We start from the raw sequence: 20,011 nt of genomic DNA, 5'->3' as shown, positions 1-20,011 counted from the left end.
TGAGTGAAGGTGCTATAAAATTAAAAATAGAAGTTTTTCGTTTCTTCATCTTGTCTTCATATTACTGCCCGATATTTGGCAGATAACTTAAACATACAATTACCATGAAAAGAAAACATCTTATTCCGCTAATGCTCGGCTGCCTTGTGTGGTTCAGCGCCTGCGACAATGAAAGTGACAACACAGGTACTGCTAAAATGCAAGTTCGTATGACTGACTCACCAGGTGATTATGAGGAGGTTAACATCGATGTACAGTCGGTGCAGGTGCACAAAGAGACTGATGGAGATGATGCTGGCTGGATTACTTTAGACGAGATAAACCCAGGTGTATATAACCTGCTTGATTTTGCGAACGGTAATGATACATTGCTTGCCAGTTCAACTTTGCCTGCTGGTAAAATCTCCCAGATCAGACTTATTTTGGGTAACGATAACAGCTTAAAACTAAAAGATGGTACTGTTGTGCCTCTTAAAACACCTAGCGGACAGCAATCTGGTGTAAAGCTGGATATCAATGCGGATCTTGAAAGTGATGTAACGTATGTGCTGTTACTGGACTTTGATGCAGCCAAGTCTGTAGTGCCAAGAGGCAATGGCATGTATAACCTGAAGCCAGTTATTCGCACTATCACTCAGGCTGTAGCCGGGGGTATCAAAGGTAAAGTTACCCCAGTTGAATATGAGCCAGGTATTTATGTTATCTCTGCTGCTAACGATACTATTGGTGGCTTTGCCGATGAAAGCGGTAACTTCCTTATCAAAGGAGTGCCGGCAGGTACATATACTGTAAAGTTTTATACCGAGGGTGATGCCCACAATAAAACTGTTGAGAACGTGAGCGTATCGCAGAATCAGATCAAGGATCTGGGTACTGTAGCACTGCCTGAATAGCAGACTCCGTTTTAAAAAGTAAACACTATTACAAACACAAAAGGCTTCCTGTTACAGGAAGCCTTTTGTGTTTAATGCTTTATAGTTTAAAACTAATATACCTGGCCCATCAGTTCACGCACATAAGTCACGTAATCTGTGTTAGGTGGTGTGTGTCCATTTTTACGCAGGTCTGTGGCAACCTGTGCCCTATGGTAGGTAGCGTGGTTAAAAGCATGTGTCAGGATGTCGAGCACGCGTGTACTGTACTTGTTGCCCTGGCTGTTAGTATAGTCTATCAGGCGGTTGAACTCAGCTTCGTCAGCATTCGCTACTATTTCAGCAAGCTTATAAGATGCATTCTTGTGCAGTTCTTTAAGTCGTGCCAGGTTGTGCTCCTCCCATACTTTAACCGGGCTTTGTGTACCGGTGATGCGTGCAATCCAAATGGCCTGTGCGTTGAGTGCATGGCTGAACAAGCGTGCCGCGTTGTTTGGTATGCTTGGCAAACCTGAAAATACATCCAGCATTGTCTGATTTGCCCAAATGTTATATTCTGACAGATTTTTTAGTACGTCGTTACCAGTCATTTTACTTATCGTTCTCGTTTATCTTCCCAAATTAAAGTTTCATTCTGCCGCCTCTCAAAAAAATCGGGGCAGCGGCCGTCTCCCCTTCCAGTAATACCTCCATCCGGTTCGCACAGCACGTTTCCTTGCGCATCGTACAGTTTGCTGGGTATATCGCAGCAGCGCCCTGTCAGGTAATATACTTCCTGTTCCTTATAAGTATAACGGTATATCTTAGCAGGTGGGTTAGCAGGTTCTTCCTGCTGTAACTCATTGATCAGTTTGTTCAGCCACGGAGCAAGCTGAGCTCTTTCAGTTGCGGCATCAGATACTTGTTGTGAAGCACCAGGCTTGCAGGCAGCAGTAAATATTACCAGCAGCACAAGAATCGCCTTTGCTATAAACGTTGCTCTAAGCATAGAAGCTATTTTAAGTATAAGGCGCAAAGGTAAATAATTCTATTGAATTGCAGGTTGCAACACCGGGTTTGTAGTTACTTTAAGAGCTTCTTTTCCGGCTTACTACAGTTTGTGGTAGCTTTTATAGAGACGTTTTCTAAACTTAATCAAATCTGGTGTAAGCCAACAGGTAAGGCAGAAACACAACAGCGCCTACTACTGCGGCTGTGAGAGCGGCAATTAATACAGCGCCGGCGGCCAGATCTTTAGCTTTTCCAGCCAGAGGATTAATTTCCGGAGACACTAGGTTAGTAAGGGTCTCAATGGCTGTGTTGATGATTTCGGCTGTTATAACTAATCCCATACTACCCACTAACAGGCACCATTCCATTCTGGTTATGTTAAAGGCAAAACCGGCTATGACCACTGCCACCGCCGACAAAATATGGATGCGCATGTGCGGCTCTGATCTGATGGCAGAATTTATTCCCTTAAAGGCAAACCGGAAGCTATTGTAACGTTTCTTGAAATATGTGCGCAAGGTATTTTCGTTTTGTAGAGGTTTACTATGAGTAACTATACTAAGTTAATGATAAAGCCTTTTCTATCTTTCGTTACTCGTTATAATGTCTGCAAATTACTTTGGATTTACTCATTTTGCAGGCTATTCTCCCAGGCGCTGTTGGCCAGCTCCAGTAGTACAGTATAGTAGGGCCTACGCTGCATTTTTGCTTTTAACCAGGCATAGAAACTCATCGCCTGAATATCAGTACTTTCAAAGGAGGTAAATTCAAGGGTGTTTTCCACGTGCTGCACAAATGCAGGCTTTTCTATTGCCTCAGGCTGATCGAGCATAAGCTTTATTAACTGCAGGTAGTGTTTAACATTTTTGTAAGCAGGCTCCCGCAGAAGATCTCCAAAAGTACGTTCAAATGCCCGGATCTTATTCAGGGCCAGGTCTTCGTTATTTAATTCATACTGAAGGATCAGCTCACCGAGGTTCTTCTTCAGTACCCACTCCCGCCCCATTTTGCCTTCGCACCACTTGTCAGACCGCTTTATACTCATCAGTACTCTGTTAGCTTTTGAATAAGCTCCCTGTGCAAAATAGTTAAAGCTCAGGCCCATTTGTGCAGTAAGTTGATCTTTGGTGCCGAGGGTAAGCTTACTTTTGTACAGTAAGTATTCCATTAAAGCAATAGCTTCCTCGTTACGGTGCAGAAATACCAGGTTGGCTACCATCAGAAAAATATAGCGCGGATAAAATGCAGCGTAATGTATTTTACCTTCCTTACTCATTCCTTCATTCAGGAGGCCCAGGTAATGCATTGACTTGTTAAACTTCTTATTCCGGTACAGCACGTGCGCGATCATGTAAAGCAGGCTGAGTTTGTAGTGGTAGTGTGCTTTTTTAAACCCATAATGTTGCTCTGCTTCCTGGTATTGGTTGATGATGTATGGTTCAAAAGAAAGGAAATCTTTTCGGGCAAGTATGGCGCTACGGGCTATAGACATCAGCTTGTAAAGCAACGACGGGCGTTTATTTACGGCTTCTGAAAGATCATATGCACTCAGCACCTCCTGAATGATCTTATCAAAATTCAGATCGCTACCCTGTTGGCGCACAGCATGAAGCCTCTGGTTTATGATGCTATTGGCAATATTGGCTCTTTCATCCTCATCGGCAATTATTTTATTCTGGTTTCGCTTGTCAATGATCAACTCCAGCTGGTCAGCAAACTCACTGTCTGCTTTTTCTATCTGTAGGTTATAAACAGCATTTAGCAGGTCGTACTGCTCGTTAGATTGTGCCAGCTTTTCTGCCTTGCGCAAGTGGGCCCACGCCAGTCTGTCTACCCGCGCATCAAAAAGGTAGTTTGCCAGAGAAAGCATTCCCATAATAGAAGAGGCTGCCGTAATGTCTTCTGTGGTGCGCTTGAGCAAAATAAAATCGGAAAGGTGCCGCAGTAGCCGTTTCCGGAGGGCATAATACGCTACAGGATTTGGTGCATCCGGATAAAGGCGGTTTATAAGTTGTTCAGCTGTATAAGTATGCTGCTGTTGTAACAACTGGAAAAGCTCCAGGTCCTTCCGCTGCCTCTTCTTTTTATTGCGCTTAATAAATATGGCAAGTTCCCGCTTGTCATCCTCTGAAAGCGTGTCGAGCGTAATTTTCAGATCATCCATACTTAAAGCGGTTACATTTTAATGCTGGTTAACACCATCGCAAAATAATTAATAACTTTAAAAGTCTGAATTATAATATGTAAATAATTTAAAATCAGTAATATATATTTTTTAATTAGGTTTAAAAAGTCCTTAAAGGCGTATATGTGGCTTTATAACCTGTTTTATGTCTATTACTTTTGATTCAATATAATCGTTAAATTATCATAATTTAAAAATCTGCAATGAAAAGACTCATACTCTCTTGCCTGGCCCTATTTACATGCTTGATGAGCCAGGCCCAGGATCTGCTTTTAAAGCGTAATGGCGACGAAATTCAGGTGAAAGTTCAGGAAATCGGACTGGATGTTATCAAGTATAAACGCTTTGATAACCAGGAAGGACCTATTTTCACTATAGCTAAGCAGGATGTGTTCATGATAAAGTATGAGAATGGCACAAAAGAGGTGTTTAACCAGGCTCCTGCTACTAGCGCACAGGGGAATTATGGCAACCAGGTTGGGTATGGTAATGAGCAGAAGAACTTGAAGCTATCGGGGCCTAGGATTGGGTTTACTGTGCTTAGCCAGCGGTACAGCGATAATATTAATGAGGAGTTTAATACTGACGTGAACAATTTCATGACGCAGTTTGGCTGGCAGTTCGAAACCAGGGTTTTTACGCTTGATAATGGGGTGTCCGGGTTGTTTGAATTTGTACCCTTGATTGGTGGTTTAGAGCAGGGCAAGTTTCTGCCAAGCCTAAGTGCTTTAATTGGCATCAGAGGCGCTAAGGGGTTTGAGTTTGGTGTAGGGCCTAACTTATCATTAGGTGGAGCTGGCTTGGTGTTGGCTGCAGGCACTAACTTTCAGAGCCAGGGCGTAAACTTTCCGGTAAACTTTGCCTTTGCCCCTTCAAAAGACGGAGGCCGTTTCAGTGTGCTGTTTGGGTTTAATTCCCGCAGATAATTGCATTTCATATCAATCAGTAAACTATTCTAAGGACACATGTTATGAAAAAAAGTATGTTGCTCGTCCTGTTTCTGGTGCTTTTGCAAAGCGCTTTTGCCCAAGATAAAATTATCAAATTGAATGGGGAGGAGATCCTGGCCCATGTTGTGGAGATCAAAGTATCTGAGATCACCTATCAGCACCCGGACTCGCTAACAGGTAAGCTCTACCTGATACCAAAGGCAGATGTTTTTATGATACGGTTTGCTAATGGCAGCAAAGAGATAATTGCAGAAGCAATAGGCCAGCAAAGCGTTATGATGCCTAATACACCAGAGCAAATGTATGAGATAGGCAGAAAAGATGCCGAGTTGCTCTACAAAGGAAAAGGAGCTATGTGGGGGTCTGCTGCGAGTAGCTTTATTTTCCCTTATGGTTTGGCAGGGTCAGTGGCTATTGGGCTGGTGCGCCCAAAAGCGGCTAACCATCCTGTGTCTGACATCAACTACCTGTCTAATCCTGATTACGTGAGAGGCTATGAAGACCGGGCCAAGAAAAGGAAACTGGGCAAAGCGGCAGCCGGTGCAGGAATTGGTATAGGCGCTTTTACGGTAGTGGCGGCCGTGGCTACAGTTATGGTGCTCAACTCGTGGCAATAAGACATTCTGAAACAGGTGCAAAGTGCCTGCTGGCTTTGCTGGCAAGCACTTTGCACCTGTTTTAGGTAACTACTTGATTTAAAATATGTACTACAAGCGTTGCGTTTTAACTAAGAATTTAGTTAGTTTAATCTATTCCTAAAAAAAATCTATGAAACAGCTACTTATAATTGCCCTAGCGCTGGTGCTTGGTTTAGGTATCCAATCCTGCAGAAATGAGCTATACAAACGGCCTGTAACCATTGATAAGTTTGAATTTACCAACACAGCTGGCGAAAAGTATGAGGAGCAGTTTCAGAAGGTGAATAAAATCTATGTGAAGAGGATAAAGACCTTTGAGGAAGAAAAACAAGCTTTTAAAATAGACACTACTGCCGGAAAGCGTTATCGGAAGTATAACCACACCTTAGTTGCCTCACTGGATACGCTGAATCTTAACGGAAAAGCCGGAGTTTACTACCAGTTATACTTACGCCCCAACAGCGGCATTGGCAAGATAAAAGGTGACGTGCAAGAGGATAAGTATAATGAGCTAAAACTTTTTTCACCTGAAAAGCTGTTTCTGCAACACAACGAACAGTTTTACAGTGACAGTGTTTTGACAGGTCCTCTCAAAAATGTAATTGCTACTACTAGTTTTCTGCAACCATCCAACAGCGATGAACCCGGCATCATTACCATGTCCATAGACAGCATCAACTTTGATAAAGGGTTTAACAAACGACAACGCGAAGGCATTATCCGGATCATAAATAACTCAATTGTGCTTGAGCAGCTACGTACCGCAGGCAAAGACCCAAACAAATACACGGTGTTTAACTATTATCCTAATTACAGCAGTAAAAAAGGTAAAAGCCCTGCTGCCTATACTATAAACCTGAATGTAACGCAGGATATGCTATCGAATAAAATAATTGTTAAAGCGAGTAGCCCGGGATACACACCCGATAAGTTTACCTGGACAGAGTCGAAAATAAACAGGAAGGACTATATGAACGGCCACGACTACGAAGCTAAAATAGCTTTACGATTGTTGGCTCCTGCGTTTTTTAGAAGCTTATACCACTCCAGGCAAATACAAAGCAGTAACTAAACTTCATGCTTTATTGCCCCTGCATTAATGCAGTAGCGAACATTAGTAGGTGTTCTGGCATCTTTAAACAAATGGCCCAGGTGCTGCTTGCACTGGCTGCAAAGCAACTGAATTCTATCCCGGCCATACGTATCCAGTGGGTTGTGCAGCACATGCTCCCCAATCTGTGCCCAAAAGCTTGGGAAACCAGAGCCTATTTCGAATTTGGTGCTGGCCTGGAACAATGAGTTGCCACAACGTGAGCAGCTGTAAACCCCCTGCTCCTGAGCTTGATTTGAGGTATTTATCTTCTGATTTCGAACCATTGAAAACAGCATGACAGCTGTGCTTCCACAACTGCCATGCAATTAGTTATTGCTTTTCCAGTTCATCCACAGGCACAAACTTCATCGATAGTGAGTTTACACAGTGGCGAACGTTCTTTGGCGTAAGGTATTCCCCCTCGAACACGTGCCCCAGGTGTGCCCCACAATTGGCGCAAACGATTTCTGTACGCCTTCCGTCAGCGTCTGGTATACGCTTTACCGCGCCAGTTATCTCATCGTCAAAACTTGGCCAGCCGCAGTGCGACTCAAACTTATATTCTGAAGTATAAAGCGGATTGTTGCAGCGCCTGCACAAGTATACCCCCTCGGCCTTGTTGTGCTCATATTCTCCCGTACCGGGATACTCTGTGCCTTTATCAACTATTATGCGTGCTTCCTCTGGTGTAAGCTTATTATATTCTGATGGATCTTTCGCTATTTTCATAGTTTGTGGTTTTTACGTTGGTCTTTTTATACGTGTGGTTTAAAGAACATGGGAAAGCATATAAGTGTTTTAGCAATTCATACTTTTTCTAAACCCATTTCGCTTCTTTCCATGTGCGCTGCTGCTCCTGCGTCAGGAAAGTCCAGGCTACGATACGACTTACTTTATTCCCTTGGCTCATTTCAATGGTTTTTACATCTGTAGCACCTGCTTTTTCTACAGCATAGAGAACGCGTTTCAGGTTAGCAGCTTTGGAGATCAGTGTTGTAAACCAAAAGCAGGATGCGGCGAATTGCATACTTTCTTTTACCATGTTCTCCACAAATGTAGCCTCTCCCCCCTTACACCACAGCTCAGCATTCTGGCCACCAAAATTGAGTGTAAGCTTGGCAGGTTTCTTTTGCTGGAGGTTTTTTAATTTACGCATGGTTCCTGCCTGGGCCTCTTCCAAGGAGCTATGGAAGGGAGGGTTGCAAATAGTCAGATCAAAATGCTCTTCTTTCCTGATGATCCCGTGAAAGATATTCTTGGGCTCGTGCTGCAGCCGTAAATCCACACTCCCCTTCAAAGCAGGGTTTGATTCAACTATCTTATTGGCCGATTTAACGGAGACAGGGTCTATATCTGAACCGACAAAAGCCCAGCCATACGTTTTGTGCCCTATGATCGGGTAAATGCAACTGGCGCCGGTGCCAATATCCAGGCATTTTATTTTGCTCCCAGTCGGAATCCTGCCTTTGTTTGAAGCCGCCAGTAAATCTGCTACGTGATGAATATAGTCTGCTCTGCCGGGAATGGGCGGGGTTAAGTAGTTTTGAGGGATGTCCCACTTGGAGATGTCGTAGAAATGCACTAGCAGGGCTTTGTTGAGCATCTTTACCGCTTCAGGATCAAAGAAGTTTACGGATGCATCATTGTAAGCATTTATGGTGACAAACGGCTTCAGTTCCGGGCAACTTTTAACAAGCTGCTTGAAATCGTAGCGTTCACGGTGCCTGTTTCTGGGGTGCAAACCAGCTTTTTCTTTTGGGTGCGATTTCTTTTTAAGTGACATACAAAGTAGGGCACAAGCCTAAACTAGCGAAGTGCCAGGAAATCTTAGTTTTTAAACGTGCAAAGCCATGCTTTTGGCTTAGCCGTTCCAAAATTAGATAATTTCTGCGCTGGCTGCTCCGGTTTTCTTCCATTACCTTAAAACTTCAGTTAGTATAAAGTGGTTTTTGCAGCATAAGTAACCCCCTGCATCATTGGCAAGTATAGAAAACTTCATTTAACTGGTAAATTATGAAGCTCAAAAATAAAGTAGCCATTGTAACCGGCGCATCAGAAGGAATAGGTAAAGCCACAGCCAAAGCACTAGCTGAAGCAGGTGCCAGGGTAGTACTGGCTGCCCGACACGCAGATGACCTGGAGGAGGTAAAAAAAGAAATAGAAGCTAACGGCGGGGAGGCCATTGTTGCCGCCACGGATGTAACGGACCTGAACCAGGTAGAAGCTATGGCCCAAATAGCCCTCGACACGTATGGCACCATCGATATACTGGTAAATGATGCCGGACTGATGCCCCTCTCCTACATGAAAAACCGCCACCTGGACGAGTGGGAGAAGATGGTTGACGTAAACCTGAAGGGTATCCTGAAAACGGTGTATGCTGTGCTGCCCACCATGACCAAAAACAAGAGCGGCCACATTGTGAACATGGCGTCTATTGACGGACGTGTGATGTACCGTGGTGGCGCTGTGTACGGTGCTACCAAAGCCGCTGTCATCGCGCTGTCTGAAGGGCTGCGCATGGAACTGTCCCCGGACTTCAACATTCGCATCACCACCATAGAACCAGGTACTGTGAACACAGACCTGCGTGAGGCTGTAACCGATAAGGAACTGCTCAACGACATGGACTGGGGCAAAGATGAGCCAAAGCTTGAACCTGAAGATATTGCAAATTCCATAATTTACGCCCTCACATTGCCCAACCGCGCCAATGTGAATGAAATTTTGCTGAAGCCTTCTGGGAAGCAGTAGGTTTTAGCCTCACTATTATCCCGCAAGTTTGAGCGGAGCGGAAACTTGTGGGGAAGTATGGAAGCAAGTTTTCAACTTGCGAAAGTATAGTTATGATAATCGCCAGTTACAAACTGGCCTGAAACTATAACCACAAGTTACGCTTACGCTAAACTTGCGGTATTGGGGAAGCCTTCAGGGAAGCAGTAACTTTTTGTTAAGAACGCTTTAAGCTCCCTGGCCTACGTTATGAGATAGCCCTCCATCCATAAAGTAACTAGAGCCTGTAACGTAGTCAGCATCTGAAGAAGCCAGGAAAACAGCTACTTTTGCAATTTCTTCTGGCTTACCTGCTCGTTTCATAGGGATGTGTCTTTCACTTTCTTCACGAGCCTTTTTATCTTCCACGGCTTCCTGGTTCATGGGCGTCAGGATCATGCCCGGGCAAATGTTGTTTACGTTGATGCCGTCTTCAGCCAGTTCCAGGGCCATGGTGCGTGCAAGGTTACGAATGCCAGCCTTTGAGGCGCAGTAATCTGCCGTGCCTGCCGAAACAATTTCTTCGTGCACCGAGGATATGTTAATGATTTTGCCTTTACCACCCTGTTGTTTTCTGTGCCTGATAAAAGCGCGGGAGCAGAAGAAAGTACCATATAAGTTGGTTTTGATAGTGCGGTCAAAAACCTCGGTACTCATATCAGCCACACGAATGCCCGAACCATTAACTGCGGCATTATTCACAAGTATATCGATGGTGCCTAAATTCTTAAGCGCCTGCTCAAACAGTTGTTCTACCTGCTGCTCATCGCTTATATCCACCTGTAGCACGATAGCTTTCCTGTTTTGTTTTTCTACCTGGAGAAGTGTTTTTTCAGCACCTTCTCTGTCTGTATGGTAGCAGATAACTATGTCTGCTCCTTCTTTTGCATATTCTATCGCAGTGGCCTGGCCAATGCCGGAGTCAGAGCCGGTAATCAGTGCGACTTTACCTTGTAGTTTGTCCATAGCAGCAGGTATAGGTTATAATAGCTTCAGCGCATTTCGCTTGAAACATATACCTTAAGCGTACTACGTACCTAAGATGATGGTTGCACGACAGCTTACTCTGTACTTATTATACCGCCAGTTTGAGCGCAGCGGTAACTGGTGGTTGGGTATAGGGCCAGTTTGCAAAGGCGGATATAATGTTTGGGTATTTACGCCTTTACAAACCGGCCTCAATAATAGCAGCAAGTTACGCTCACGCTAAACTTGCGACATGGAAATAACAGTGCGTTGTTCGAGTTTAGAAAGATAAATTAGTTTCCAGTAGCAGCTTTTCTTTGTTTTAATTCGGCAGCAGGATGTGTGAATACTAAATAACCGAACAACAGAGCAAATATGGAATAGGTGATGGTGATTGCCAGCAGGGATAGATCAGTTGGCGCTTTGAAAGATAATTTCACCAGGGCCAGTGCTGCTATCATAAAATGTGCAAAATTTCCGAGTGCAATGGGCCGGCCATAGATTCCACCAATCAAATTTGCCTTTGCCATCCAGTTTGTCGTGGCAAAACCGAAATATACAGCACCTAATACCTGCATAACAATAGCATTGGCTGGTGCAGTGCCGTTCATGCTTTCTGCTATTTCTTGCGGGAAAAAGGAAAGTGCCAGACCAGTAACCCCCATAACAATGGCAGTAGCAGTCATTAAAAGCTTTGTGCTGATCATAATTTCAAAGAATGTTAGATAAACTCATATAAAATTTAAATACAGCTACACCCGATCAGGTCTACTTCATCATGCCACAGGTAAACGATCTTGTCTCCCATCTTCATCACAAGCCCTCTGGATGGGGTCTCCAGTTTGTTATTCAGCGGAAAAGTATCAGCGTAGTTAAAGTACAAACCGTCTACTCCCTTAAGCGATGCAAAGGTTTTCTCTAGCTCAAAGCTGGAAGGGCAATCAGCGCACTCGGGCTTAAGCTGACTTTTCAGAGCCACGTCAATCTCAGGATAATTCCTGAAGGTTAACTCAATGTTATACTTACTGCCAAATAAGATGCGGTCATTACTATTAAATGGTTTTGTATCCAGGAGGTAATTATAATACTCCAGGCATTCTCCGGTGTAGGTTGCGAAGTTTTGTAGCTGCGTTTTTACCGACTTCTGCGCTGTAAAAGTATAAACTGAACTATCTAAGTGCCTGAAAAGCGAATCAGCCATCTGTTTGTGGTAAACAAGATTTTTTTCGGTATGCGGATCTGCAGTTGTTGAGATGTTGTGGCTCTTCAGCTGTTTGCGCTCTGCTGAAATATCTGTAAAGGTCTCATCTTTGGTATCGTATTGCGGAAATCCTATGATGCCTAACTCTCCTTCGTTCAGCTTAAACACAGGAAAAAGGAGTTGCTGTGGTACTAGCTTGCCACTTTTATCAATATCTGATTGGCGCAGGTATTCCTTCAGGTCGAGTAGGAATTTTCGGTTTTTCTCCGGCAACTCTGGGTTAGCCAGGGCTTTGGCAAGTATGTTCTTCTCGAAGTAATCTGCTTTTTCAGCATTCAGTTTTTCCCACTCTTCATAATATGCTTCGCATTCATTTGCCAGTTTTTCCCGGTTCACTTCGCTGTGTGCGTTGGTAACAGGCTGGCTTGCCTGAATAGCTTCTTCGGACTCAATAGCTATGGCTTCCTGTTTAGCTTCTCCTTGGGAGCAGGAAAGTATAAGGGTTGATGAAAGTATAAAGGTTATGGCGTAAACAAGCTGGTTCATAGCGGGATTCAGTGTTTAGGAGTAGTAATATAGTAAAGCGTTTTCATAATCTCTCATAATCCCGCAAGTTTGAGCGAAGCGGTAAATGTGGGGAAGTATGGCAGCAAGTTTTCAACTTGCGAAAGTATAGTTATGATAAACGCCAGTTACAAACTGGCCAGTAAGTATCTCCACAAGTTGCGCTGACGCTAAACTTGCGGTATGGAGTTAAGTAGGCACTGTTAGCACACACTATCGAATATGTAGATACCCCACCAGGGGGTATGAAGACTGTTTGCTATTTATAATTAATATAGTTATGTTTATATATAGCAAACTTCTTCCTATGAAAACACATTTACAGAAATTATTGAAGATTCATTCGATAACCTTCTTACTGCTTCATTCTTTTGTCTCTTTTGGACAGCAACTGCCAAAAGGCGCCTGGGCAGGCGAGCTTAATTTTGGAGGAGCAACAGCACACCAAAGTTTATTCAACTTCAGTGCAACAGAGGGAGAAAAAACAAAAGTACTTGTTTCTTTACCTTCTTCAGGAATGCATGACTTACAGGCAGATCGCATTAAGGTAGTAGGAGATAGCATATGGGTAAGTTTTAGAGATCACATGGCGAGCTATATCTATGCAGCATTATACAATAAACAAAAAGAAGAAATCAGCGGTACTTTAGCTGTGCCTTCAGTAGGTATTAATGCTCCTTTAACCCTTAAGCCTGTGAACATTAGCACTATTCTACCGAGTCGTCCACAAACTCCACATGCGCCATTTCCTTACGCTGTACTTCCTGCTGAGTTTAAAGGAGGAGATGAAGGAGTAATCCTTCGTGGTACCATCACTGCTCCTAAAGAAAAGAAAGAATTACCGGGTGTTGTATTGGTTTCTGGCTCAGGGCCACATAACCGCGACAGCGAACAATTTTACCACAAAACATTTTTAGTGTTGGCTGATGAACTGACGAAGCGTAGATTTGCAGTTCTTCGTTACGACGAGCGCGGTGTAGGCGAATCATCCGGTACTTTTGGGGGGAACTTTACGGAAGACTTTGCCAGAGATGCAGCGGCGGCAGTAAAAGCTCTCCGTACAGATAAAAGAGTGAAAGTAAAAGATGTATATGTGATTGGCCATAGCGAAGGTACACTCATGACACAGATTGTAGCGGCCGAGGATCCTGCTGTTGCCGGTGTTGTGTTAATGGCAGCAGTAGGGTTAAATGGAGTAGAACTAAGTAAGGCAACGCATCGCGCGTTGTTAAAAGCCAGGGGATTATCAGAAGAGAAGATAGAGAGTAACCAGGATGTAAAGTTTCAAGATAAGGCATATGAAATAATTGCTGCAGCTCCTGATAGTGCTACTTCAAGAGTTAACTTTAACAAATGGTTTAAAGAGGAGACGGGTTCTGATGCTGATTACAGCGACATCTACGTTGCTCCGTATCTGAATCCATGGCACTTCCACCACCTACATTTTGATCCGAAGCCTTACCTGAGAAATATTAAGGTTCCTGTTTTAGCCATAAGTGGAGCTAAGGATTCTCAAGCGCCTGCAGAATCAAATTTTTCAGCCATTAAAAAAGGATTGCTTGCAGGAGGCAATAATAACTTTACAGAAATTATACTTCCGAAGATGAATCACTTTATGCAAACTTCTGTCACAGGCACATATGATGAACCCTATATTTTAGAAGAAACCTTTGCTCCTGAAGCTTTGAAATCCATAGGAGATTGGCTGGAGAGCCAGGTTATGTACAAGAAAACAACAAAGGCAAGCAAGGCACCTAGAAATAAGTAAACAAAAAAGCAGCCCCTTGCGGAGCTGCTTTTCCTTTTTCTATTAAAGTATAAAGTTACTATTTCAAGCTGCCGATCATATCTTCTGGCTTCACCCACTCGTCGTACTGCTCGTTGGTTAGCAGGCCAAGTTCGATGGCTGCCTGACGAAGCGTAGTACCTTCTTTGTGAGCCTTCTTCGCGATTTTGGCGGCGTTGTCGTAACCAATGTGTGGGTTAAGCGCAGTTACCAGCATTAGCGAGTTCTCCAGGTTGTGCTTGATACGCTCTCTGTTTGGCTCAATACCAACGGCGCAGTGCTTATCAAAAGAGTCGCAGGCGTCGCCGATCAGCTGAGCACTCATCAGCAGGTTGTAGATCATCACCGGCTTAAACACGTTCAGCTCGAAATGGCCGTTCATGCCTCCTACAGAGATCGCTACATCGTTACCAACTACCTGTGCGCAAACCATGGTCATAGCCTCGGCTTGTGTTGGGTTTACTTTACCCGGCATGATGGAAGAACCCGGCTCGTTCTCCGGGATCATGATCTCAGCGATACCGGAACGCGGACCGGAAGCCAGCAATCGAATATCATTGGCAATCTTCATCAGGCTAACTGCTAGCTGCTTTAAGGCGCCAGAAGTCTCTACCATGGCATCGTGTGCGGCAAGCGCTTCAAATTTATTAGGAGCCGTACGGAACTCATGACCAGCATACTGAGAGATCTTTTTAGCTACCAGCACATCGTATCCAGCAGGCGTGTTTAGGCCTGTACCAACTGCAGAACCACCTAGCGCAAGGTCTTTCAGGTGATCAAGTGTGTTCTCTAGTGCCTTCATGCCATACTCCAGCTGCTTCACGTAACCGGAAAGCTCCTGGCCTAGTGTCAGCGGTGTAGCGTCCATCAGGTGCGTACGTCCGATCTTCACTACATCCATAAACTCCTCCGACTTCGCCTTCAGCGTATCGTGCAGTTTTTTTACCATTGGCAGCGTGTGCTCCACCACTTTCTTGTAAGCGGCAATGTGCATAGCTGTCGGGAACGTATCGTTAGACGATTGCGATTTGTTTACATCGTCATTTGGGTGGATCTTCTTTTTCTCATCCATCAGGTCGCCGCCAAGCAGTACATGTGCACGGTTAGCTACTACCTCGTTCACGTTCATGTTAGACTGCGTGCCAGAACCTGTCTGCCATACTACCAGCGGGAACTGGTCGTTCAGCTTTCCTTCCAGTATCTCGTCGCATACTTTAGAGATGATCTCTGCTTTGTCCTGCGACAGCACACCTAACTCAGCATTAGCCTGCGCCGCAGATTTCTTAAGTATGGCAAAGGCCTCAATTACCTCCTGCGGCATACGCTGGCCACCAATCGTAAAGTTCTCTTTTGAGCGCTGTGTCTGGGCGCCCCAGTATTTGTCTGCAGGTACCTCTACAGGTCCCATGGTATCTTTCTCTACGCGAACTTGCATCTAGTTTTATGTTTGGATTAAAAGATCTTGTTTGTGGCAAAAATACAAAATTATTTTTTCGGGATGCTAGCTTTAGGTATTACTAAAGCAGGCGCGCAAGGTTTGTAAAAGCTACGTTTACTTACCTGATTACCCTCTTTCCGGAACGTGCTGCCAGTAATGCAATCATCTCAAGTTGTACCGGCTTTAAGTAGGCTGTATTGATCGTGGTTTCGTCGTTAAAAGAGATTAAGTACTCTCCTTCTGCACCAAGGTAATGTATATTTTGGATGTCCTGCATCAGGTAAGTGCGCTGTTCCTGTAAAAGATTCGTGATCTCAAGCTTTTCTGAGTCTATGGCAACATGCCAGCGCATAGCATACCAGGAAACCAAACCGGAGATCACCAGCATCAGGATTAGTACGATACCATATTTCCTGGTGGACCGCTCCCCTTCTACGTGCTGCATATAATTTTTATAGAGATCAAAATCATGGCTGAGCAGCGTGCTCTGTACCAGCCGCAACGGAATAGCCGCTAATGTAAGGCCCAGCAGCAGTCCGGGTGCAAAAAGTGCCCTGAAATTTGGGGTTAGTACAAACAAATGCGCATTCGACGCATGAATGATGCTGGAAATCATTGCCAGCACACCTGCGCTGAATACAGCTAGTACACAGGCAAAAAAGAAATAAAGTATTGTCAGTTTTACTTCCTGCCGCTGTATATATTTAACCTCATCTGCTGTAAGTGGAGTAAGGCCACGTGCCGGCGACAGTGTGCGGAGCATGTAGCGTATAACAGGCAAAAGCACCGCAACAGCAAAGAAAGCTAAAAGTAAAATTTTGATGATCTCCAGCATAAGGCAAGTATTTATGCTGCAAAGTTAATACGGGATACCTAATTTCCGATAAATAAAGCCAAGCAGCCATGCCGGCCCTATCAGCAGAAACTGAAGGTCTTTCAGAAACGATGGTTTTTTGCCTTCTACCTTATGCCCGTAAAACTGGCCTATCCAGGCAAGTATAAAAACAGTGAGGCTTACAAGCCAGAGTGGGGCGCTAGTATATACATCTACGGCATAAACTGCCCACAGCATAAAGGCACACACTAAGGCCATGCCCAGAAACATTGTGAACGACAGCCGCAGGTAAAAAAGCAAGCCAAGCAAAACAACCACTGTTCCGAAATGAACAAAAGGCTGGACTTGCGGTGGAAACAGCTCCTTTAGCGCACCGCTGGGGATACTGGCCAAAAGGCCGATAATACTGAAAAATATCAGAGGTACACAGATCCAGTGTATTATTTTGTTTGTATGGTTCTGATGGCTCTGGCCATAATCGTCAAACCATTGCTGCATCTTTTTCATGGGGCGGTTCGGGTTAATTTTGAACTACGTCACTTAACTTAAGAAAAGTACGTTTTTTGTAGTATAAAATCAAGATGCCATAAATTCCCATTTGTTTTATTCCTGTGTATATAAACAGTCTCTGCGTCCTGTTTATACTTGCCGGTTACTTACTTTATTTGTATATTTGACTACACCAAAGTGCATTTTCTGGTCATCTTTAAAAGGCAGTGGGATACACGTTGCAGTGGACCTTAAATGCTAAAAAAAATATGAAGCTCACAAGGCTCAAGCTGTTCATCAGAGACTATTTTATTGCAATCTTTTCTTTCCTGCTCATATTTCTTCTTACGCTTTTTATTTATTCGGAAACCAAGAGAAAGGCAGAGGAGCGGAGCGAAAAACTCTTCACTTTAAGAGCAGACCAGGCTACTGAAGCGATTGATAAGCGCATGCAGGATTATATCCAGATCCTGATCGGAGCCAAGGCTTTGTTCATTGCATCCGATACCGTGGAGCGCAGTGCCTGGCACGAGTACTACCAAACGCTGCACCTGGAGCAGAACTACCCTGGTATACAGGGGTTTGGATATGCTCATTTTATAAGACCGGAAGAACTCGAAGCGCATGAGCAAAAGATTCGGCGCGAAGGCTACAGATCTTACCAGGTATACCCCAGGGGAGATCGGCCTGTTTATACCTCCATCATTTATTTAGAGCCATTCTCTGACAGGAACCTGCGAGCCTTTGGTTTTGATATGTTTAGCGAACCGATACGGCAGTCAGCCATGAGGATCGCCCGAGACACAAAACAGCCCGCCCTATCGGGTAAGGTGCGACTGGTGCAGGAAACAGGTAAGGATGAACAGGCCGGATTCCTGATATATCTTCCTATTTACAAACACAATGCAGACCCGGAGAGCATTCAGGAGCGGCAGAAACTTATTAAAGGTTTTGTCTATAGCCCTTTCAGGGCAAAAGACCTGATGAAGTCTGTATTGGGGCAAAGTTTCGGGGATATTGATGTGGAGGTTTATGATGGCACCTCAATGGACAAAGAGTCGTTGCTCTACAGCTCCGATTCAATCCTCTATTTCCATACCAAGAGCGACAGGAGGTACAGCAAGATAGGTACCATCAGCATAGGTAACCATACATGGCGCTTGTATATAACCGCCAAGCCAGCGTTCGGCAGGTCAGCAGACACAGAATTGCCCTATTTCATACTATTGGGGGGCTTTATAATCGGTCTGCTGATGTTCTTCATTATCTGGTCTTTGTCCAATACAAGGCGCTCAAACAGATTAAAGCAAACTATTACTGATAATGCCACGGCGGCGCTGTTTATAATTGATGCCAATGGTTACTGCACCTTTATGAATCCGGCTGCCGAAGAGATGACAGGTTATACTTTTGAGGAAGTAAAGGAGAGAACCTTGCACGAATTGATCCATTACATGCACCCGGATGGCACTCCTTTTCCGGCTAATGAGTGTTTGATTCGCAATGCCGTGGCAGTTAAAGACCCGATGCGCTCTTATGAGGATGTGTTCATTCGTAAAGATGGCAGTTTCTTTGATGTGTCCTGCGCGGTGCAGCCTATCTCAGAAAGCAGCAGCGAAACATATGCGATCATTGAGGTACGTGACATTACAGACGAAAAACGAGCACAGCAGTCAATTATTGAAGGAGAAGCGCGGTTCAGGAACATGGCCGACAATGCACCTGTAATGATTTGGGTAACAGATGTGTGGGGGCAGTGTGTGTTTGTGAACCAGCAATGGGAAGATTTTACAGGCCAGCCCTTCGATGAGAGTATCACAGAAGGATGGCAAAAAGTAATAGAGGCTGGGGATGTAGAAAATTTCCTGGAAGTTTACCAGCGCTCTACTGATAGAACAGCCCCGTTCCGGGTTGAATTCAGGATGAGGCGGCATGATGGTGAAATGCGCTGGGTGGTAAACTCCGGAACCCCGCGTTTTGGCATCAACCACAAGTTTCTGGGCTATATCGGGTCTATTATCGACATCACGGAAATGAAAATGGCTGAGCGAAAGGTAAAGCAGAATGCTGAGTTGCTGCAGAAGCTATTCCTGGAAGTGCCTGCCCTTGTCGGGTTGGTGCGTGCCCCTGATTTCCAGTATGTGTTAGCCAACCCGGAATACCGCAAGTTGTATGGCAACCGCACTTTGGTGGGTAGAACAATGTATGAGGCACACACTGAGGTGGAGCGGGATGGGTTCTTTAACAGAATAGAGCAGGTATTTGAAACGGGTATACCGTTTGTAGGGAAAGAGGTACCGGCTATAGTAGAGCGTAAATCCGATAGTGAGCAAGTGCATGGGTACTTTAATGTGGTGTACCAGCCCCTTATAGATAGCAAAAGCCATGTTGAGGCTGTACTTGTATTTGCCGTGGAGGTGACGGAACTGGTAGAGGCCCGGAAAGAGCTGCTATCCAAAAATGACGAATTGGTTGATAAAAACGATGAGCTGCTGCGCATCAACAACGACCTCGACAACTTTGTGTACACTGCTTCGCACGATCTCAAATCACCGATCGCAAACATGGAAGGTTTGGCAGAGCTGCTGCGGAATGTACTGCAGGGTAATCTAAACCCTGAAGACATGCAGATACTGGATATGATGCAGAATGCGGTAAATAAGCTGAAAGGCACTATCGCAGATCTGGCCGAGATCACCAAAGTGCAGAAAGAGCTGCAGTCGCAGGTGGAGCCACTGGAGTTTGCAGATGTGCTGCAGGACATTAAGCAGGATATACAAGGGATACTGGAAAAATCAGGCGCCACAGTTACCACCAACCTGCAGGTGCAGAATATCCTTTATGCGCGTAAAAACCTCCGCAGTATCATCTACAATTTAATTTCGAATGCCATCAAGTATAGGTCTCCTGACCGAAAACCGCATGTATCAGTAAGAACATATCAGGAAGATGAGTATGTAGTGATGGAGGTGCAGGACAACGGATTAGGCATCAAAAAAAACCAGCAGCACAAGCTGTTCACTATGTTCAAGCGCCTGCACAGCCACGTGGAGGGCACTGGCATCGGGCTTTACATTGTCAAGCGTATCATTGAGAACAACGGGGGCCGCATTGAAGTAGAGAGCCAGCTTGACGAAGGAACAACCTTTAAAGTATACTTTAAACAGGAACCCATACCTGCAGCTGTTTAGCCGAAAACAAGAGATGCAGAATTCAATAACTAATTTGCTTA

At 44.6% G+C, this 20,011-nt stretch carries 20 protein-coding genes; 7 read left to right on the top strand and 13 right to left on the bottom strand.

The window, feature by feature from the left end; all coding sequences use genetic code 11:
* Positions 1 to 104: 104 nt before the first annotated feature.
* On the top strand, positions 105 to 893 hold the full coding sequence (locus ACSX1A_RS16955; RefSeq protein ID WP_439880831.1) for a DUF4382 domain-containing protein: 789 nt from the start codon (positions 105 to 107) through the stop codon (positions 891 to 893).
* 92 nt (positions 894 to 985) lie between these two features.
* Here ACSX1A_RS16955 and ACSX1A_RS16950 read toward each other — a convergent pair whose 3' ends face one another.
* The 4 genes from ACSX1A_RS16950 to ACSX1A_RS16935 all read right to left on the bottom strand — a co-directional run bounded on the left by ACSX1A_RS16950 (position 986) and on the right by ACSX1A_RS16935 (position 4,026).
* Positions 986 to 1,462 carry a DinB family protein gene (locus tag ACSX1A_RS16950; protein ID WP_439880830.1) on the bottom strand — a complete coding sequence of 159 codons (477 nt, stop codon included), beginning with the start codon at positions 1,460 to 1,462 and terminating at the stop codon, positions 986 to 988.
* Between the two features lie 5 nt (positions 1,463 to 1,467).
* The gene (locus ACSX1A_RS16945; protein WP_439880829.1) at positions 1,468 to 1,860 is read right to left on the bottom strand and encodes a DUF6970 domain-containing protein; all 393 of its coding nucleotides are present in this window, start codon (positions 1,858 to 1,860) and stop codon (positions 1,468 to 1,470) included.
* 142 nt (positions 1,861 to 2,002) lie between these two features.
* The gene (locus ACSX1A_RS16940; protein ID WP_439880828.1) at positions 2,003 to 2,380 is read right to left on the bottom strand and encodes a diacylglycerol kinase family protein; all 378 of its coding nucleotides are present in this window, start codon (positions 2,378 to 2,380) and stop codon (positions 2,003 to 2,005) included.
* A 107-nt stretch (positions 2,381 to 2,487) separates the two neighbouring features.
* Positions 2,488 to 4,026 carry a hypothetical protein gene (locus ACSX1A_RS16935; RefSeq protein ID WP_439880827.1) on the bottom strand — a complete coding sequence of 513 codons (1,539 nt, stop codon included), beginning with the start codon at positions 4,024 to 4,026 and terminating at the stop codon, positions 2,488 to 2,490.
* Between the two features lie 224 nt (positions 4,027 to 4,250).
* Here ACSX1A_RS16935 and ACSX1A_RS16930 point away from each other — a divergent pair, with 224 nt between their 5' ends.
* The 3 genes from ACSX1A_RS16930 to ACSX1A_RS16920 all read left to right on the top strand — a co-directional run bounded on the left by ACSX1A_RS16930 (position 4,251) and on the right by ACSX1A_RS16920 (position 6,707).
* The gene (locus ACSX1A_RS16930; protein ID WP_439880826.1) at positions 4,251 to 4,973 is read left to right on the top strand and encodes a hypothetical protein; all 723 of its coding nucleotides are present in this window, start codon (positions 4,251 to 4,253) and stop codon (positions 4,971 to 4,973) included.
* Between the two features lie 44 nt (positions 4,974 to 5,017).
* Positions 5,018 to 5,614, top strand: coding sequence for a hypothetical protein (locus ACSX1A_RS16925; RefSeq protein WP_439880825.1), 597 nt, complete (start codon positions 5,018 to 5,020; stop codon positions 5,612 to 5,614).
* A gap of 151 nt (positions 5,615 to 5,765) precedes the next feature.
* On the top strand, positions 5,766 to 6,707 hold the full coding sequence (locus tag ACSX1A_RS16920) for a hypothetical protein (protein ID WP_439880824.1): 942 nt from the start codon (positions 5,766 to 5,768) through the stop codon (positions 6,705 to 6,707).
* On the opposite strand, the gene ACSX1A_RS16915 is transcribed toward ACSX1A_RS16920, so the two are convergent.
* The 3 genes from ACSX1A_RS16915 to rlmF all read right to left on the bottom strand — a co-directional run bounded on the left by ACSX1A_RS16915 (position 6,704) and on the right by rlmF (position 8,511).
* Entirely contained in the window at positions 6,704 to 7,012 is a 309-nt protein-coding gene (locus ACSX1A_RS16915; protein WP_439880823.1) for a peptide-methionine (R)-S-oxide reductase, read from the bottom strand. The two genes, ACSX1A_RS16920 and ACSX1A_RS16915, sit on opposite strands and share 4 nt — an antisense overlap.
* 46 nt (positions 7,013 to 7,058) lie before the next feature.
* Positions 7,059 to 7,457, bottom strand: a complete 399-nt coding sequence (locus ACSX1A_RS16910) for a methionine-R-sulfoxide reductase (RefSeq protein ID WP_439880822.1) — start codon at positions 7,455 to 7,457, stop codon at positions 7,059 to 7,061.
* Positions 7,458 to 7,545: 88 nt separating this feature from the next.
* The gene (gene rlmF / locus ACSX1A_RS16905) at positions 7,546 to 8,511 is read right to left on the bottom strand and encodes a 23S rRNA (adenine(1618)-N(6))-methyltransferase RlmF (protein WP_439880821.1); all 966 of its coding nucleotides are present in this window, start codon (positions 8,509 to 8,511) and stop codon (positions 7,546 to 7,548) included.
* 230 nt (positions 8,512 to 8,741) lie between these two features.
* Between rlmF and ACSX1A_RS16900 the strand changes: the two genes are divergently transcribed.
* Complete coding sequence (locus ACSX1A_RS16900; RefSeq protein ID WP_439880820.1) at positions 8,742 to 9,482, top strand: SDR family oxidoreductase; 741 nt, start codon at positions 8,742 to 8,744, stop codon at positions 9,480 to 9,482.
* 207 nt (positions 9,483 to 9,689) lie between these two features.
* Here ACSX1A_RS16900 and ACSX1A_RS16895 read toward each other — a convergent pair whose 3' ends face one another.
* The 3 genes from ACSX1A_RS16895 to ACSX1A_RS16885 all read right to left on the bottom strand — a co-directional run bounded on the left by ACSX1A_RS16895 (position 9,690) and on the right by ACSX1A_RS16885 (position 12,213).
* Positions 9,690 to 10,466: an SDR family NAD(P)-dependent oxidoreductase gene (locus ACSX1A_RS16895; RefSeq protein WP_439880819.1), complete on the bottom strand. Its 777-nt coding sequence runs from the start codon at positions 10,464 to 10,466 to the stop codon at positions 9,690 to 9,692.
* Between the two features lie 293 nt (positions 10,467 to 10,759).
* A complete protein-coding gene (locus tag ACSX1A_RS16890; protein ID WP_439880818.1) occupies positions 10,760 to 11,173 on the bottom strand; it encodes a hypothetical protein in 414 nt (137 codons plus the stop codon).
* Between the two features lie 35 nt (positions 11,174 to 11,208).
* Entirely contained in the window at positions 11,209 to 12,213 is a 1,005-nt protein-coding gene (locus ACSX1A_RS16885) for a hypothetical protein (RefSeq protein WP_439880817.1), read from the bottom strand.
* Positions 12,214 to 12,538: 325 nt separating this feature from the next.
* Between ACSX1A_RS16885 and ACSX1A_RS16880 the strand changes: the two genes are divergently transcribed.
* Entirely contained in the window at positions 12,539 to 13,999 is a 1,461-nt protein-coding gene (locus ACSX1A_RS16880; protein ID WP_439880816.1) for an alpha/beta hydrolase family protein, read from the top strand.
* A 58-nt stretch (positions 14,000 to 14,057) separates the two neighbouring features.
* Here ACSX1A_RS16880 and fumC read toward each other — a convergent pair whose 3' ends face one another.
* The 3 genes from fumC to ACSX1A_RS16865 all read right to left on the bottom strand — a co-directional run bounded on the left by fumC (position 14,058) and on the right by ACSX1A_RS16865 (position 16,797).
* Positions 14,058 to 15,452, bottom strand: coding sequence for a class II fumarate hydratase (fumC, locus tag ACSX1A_RS16875; RefSeq protein ID WP_439880815.1), 1,395 nt, complete (start codon positions 15,450 to 15,452; stop codon positions 14,058 to 14,060).
* Positions 15,453 to 15,573: 121 nt separating this feature from the next.
* Entirely contained in the window at positions 15,574 to 16,290 is a 717-nt protein-coding gene (locus tag ACSX1A_RS16870) for a hypothetical protein (RefSeq protein WP_439880814.1), read from the bottom strand.
* Between the two features lie 24 nt (positions 16,291 to 16,314).
* On the bottom strand, positions 16,315 to 16,797 hold the full coding sequence (locus tag ACSX1A_RS16865; protein ID WP_439880813.1) for a DUF962 domain-containing protein: 483 nt from the start codon (positions 16,795 to 16,797) through the stop codon (positions 16,315 to 16,317).
* 251 nt (positions 16,798 to 17,048) lie between these two features.
* Between ACSX1A_RS16865 and ACSX1A_RS16860 the strand changes: the two genes are divergently transcribed.
* On the top strand, positions 17,049 to 19,970 hold the full coding sequence (locus tag ACSX1A_RS16860; RefSeq protein ID WP_439880812.1) for a CHASE domain-containing protein: 2,922 nt from the start codon (positions 17,049 to 17,051) through the stop codon (positions 19,968 to 19,970).
* Positions 19,971 to 20,011 lie beyond the last annotated feature (41 nt).

Source organism: Pontibacter sp. MBLB2868 (assembly GCF_051904785.1).
Taxonomy (GTDB): Bacteria; Bacteroidota; Bacteroidia; order Cytophagales; family Hymenobacteraceae; genus Pontibacter.
The sequence above is the reverse complement of the archived record's forward strand: the minus strand, read 5'-3'. Positions and strand labels throughout refer to the sequence as shown.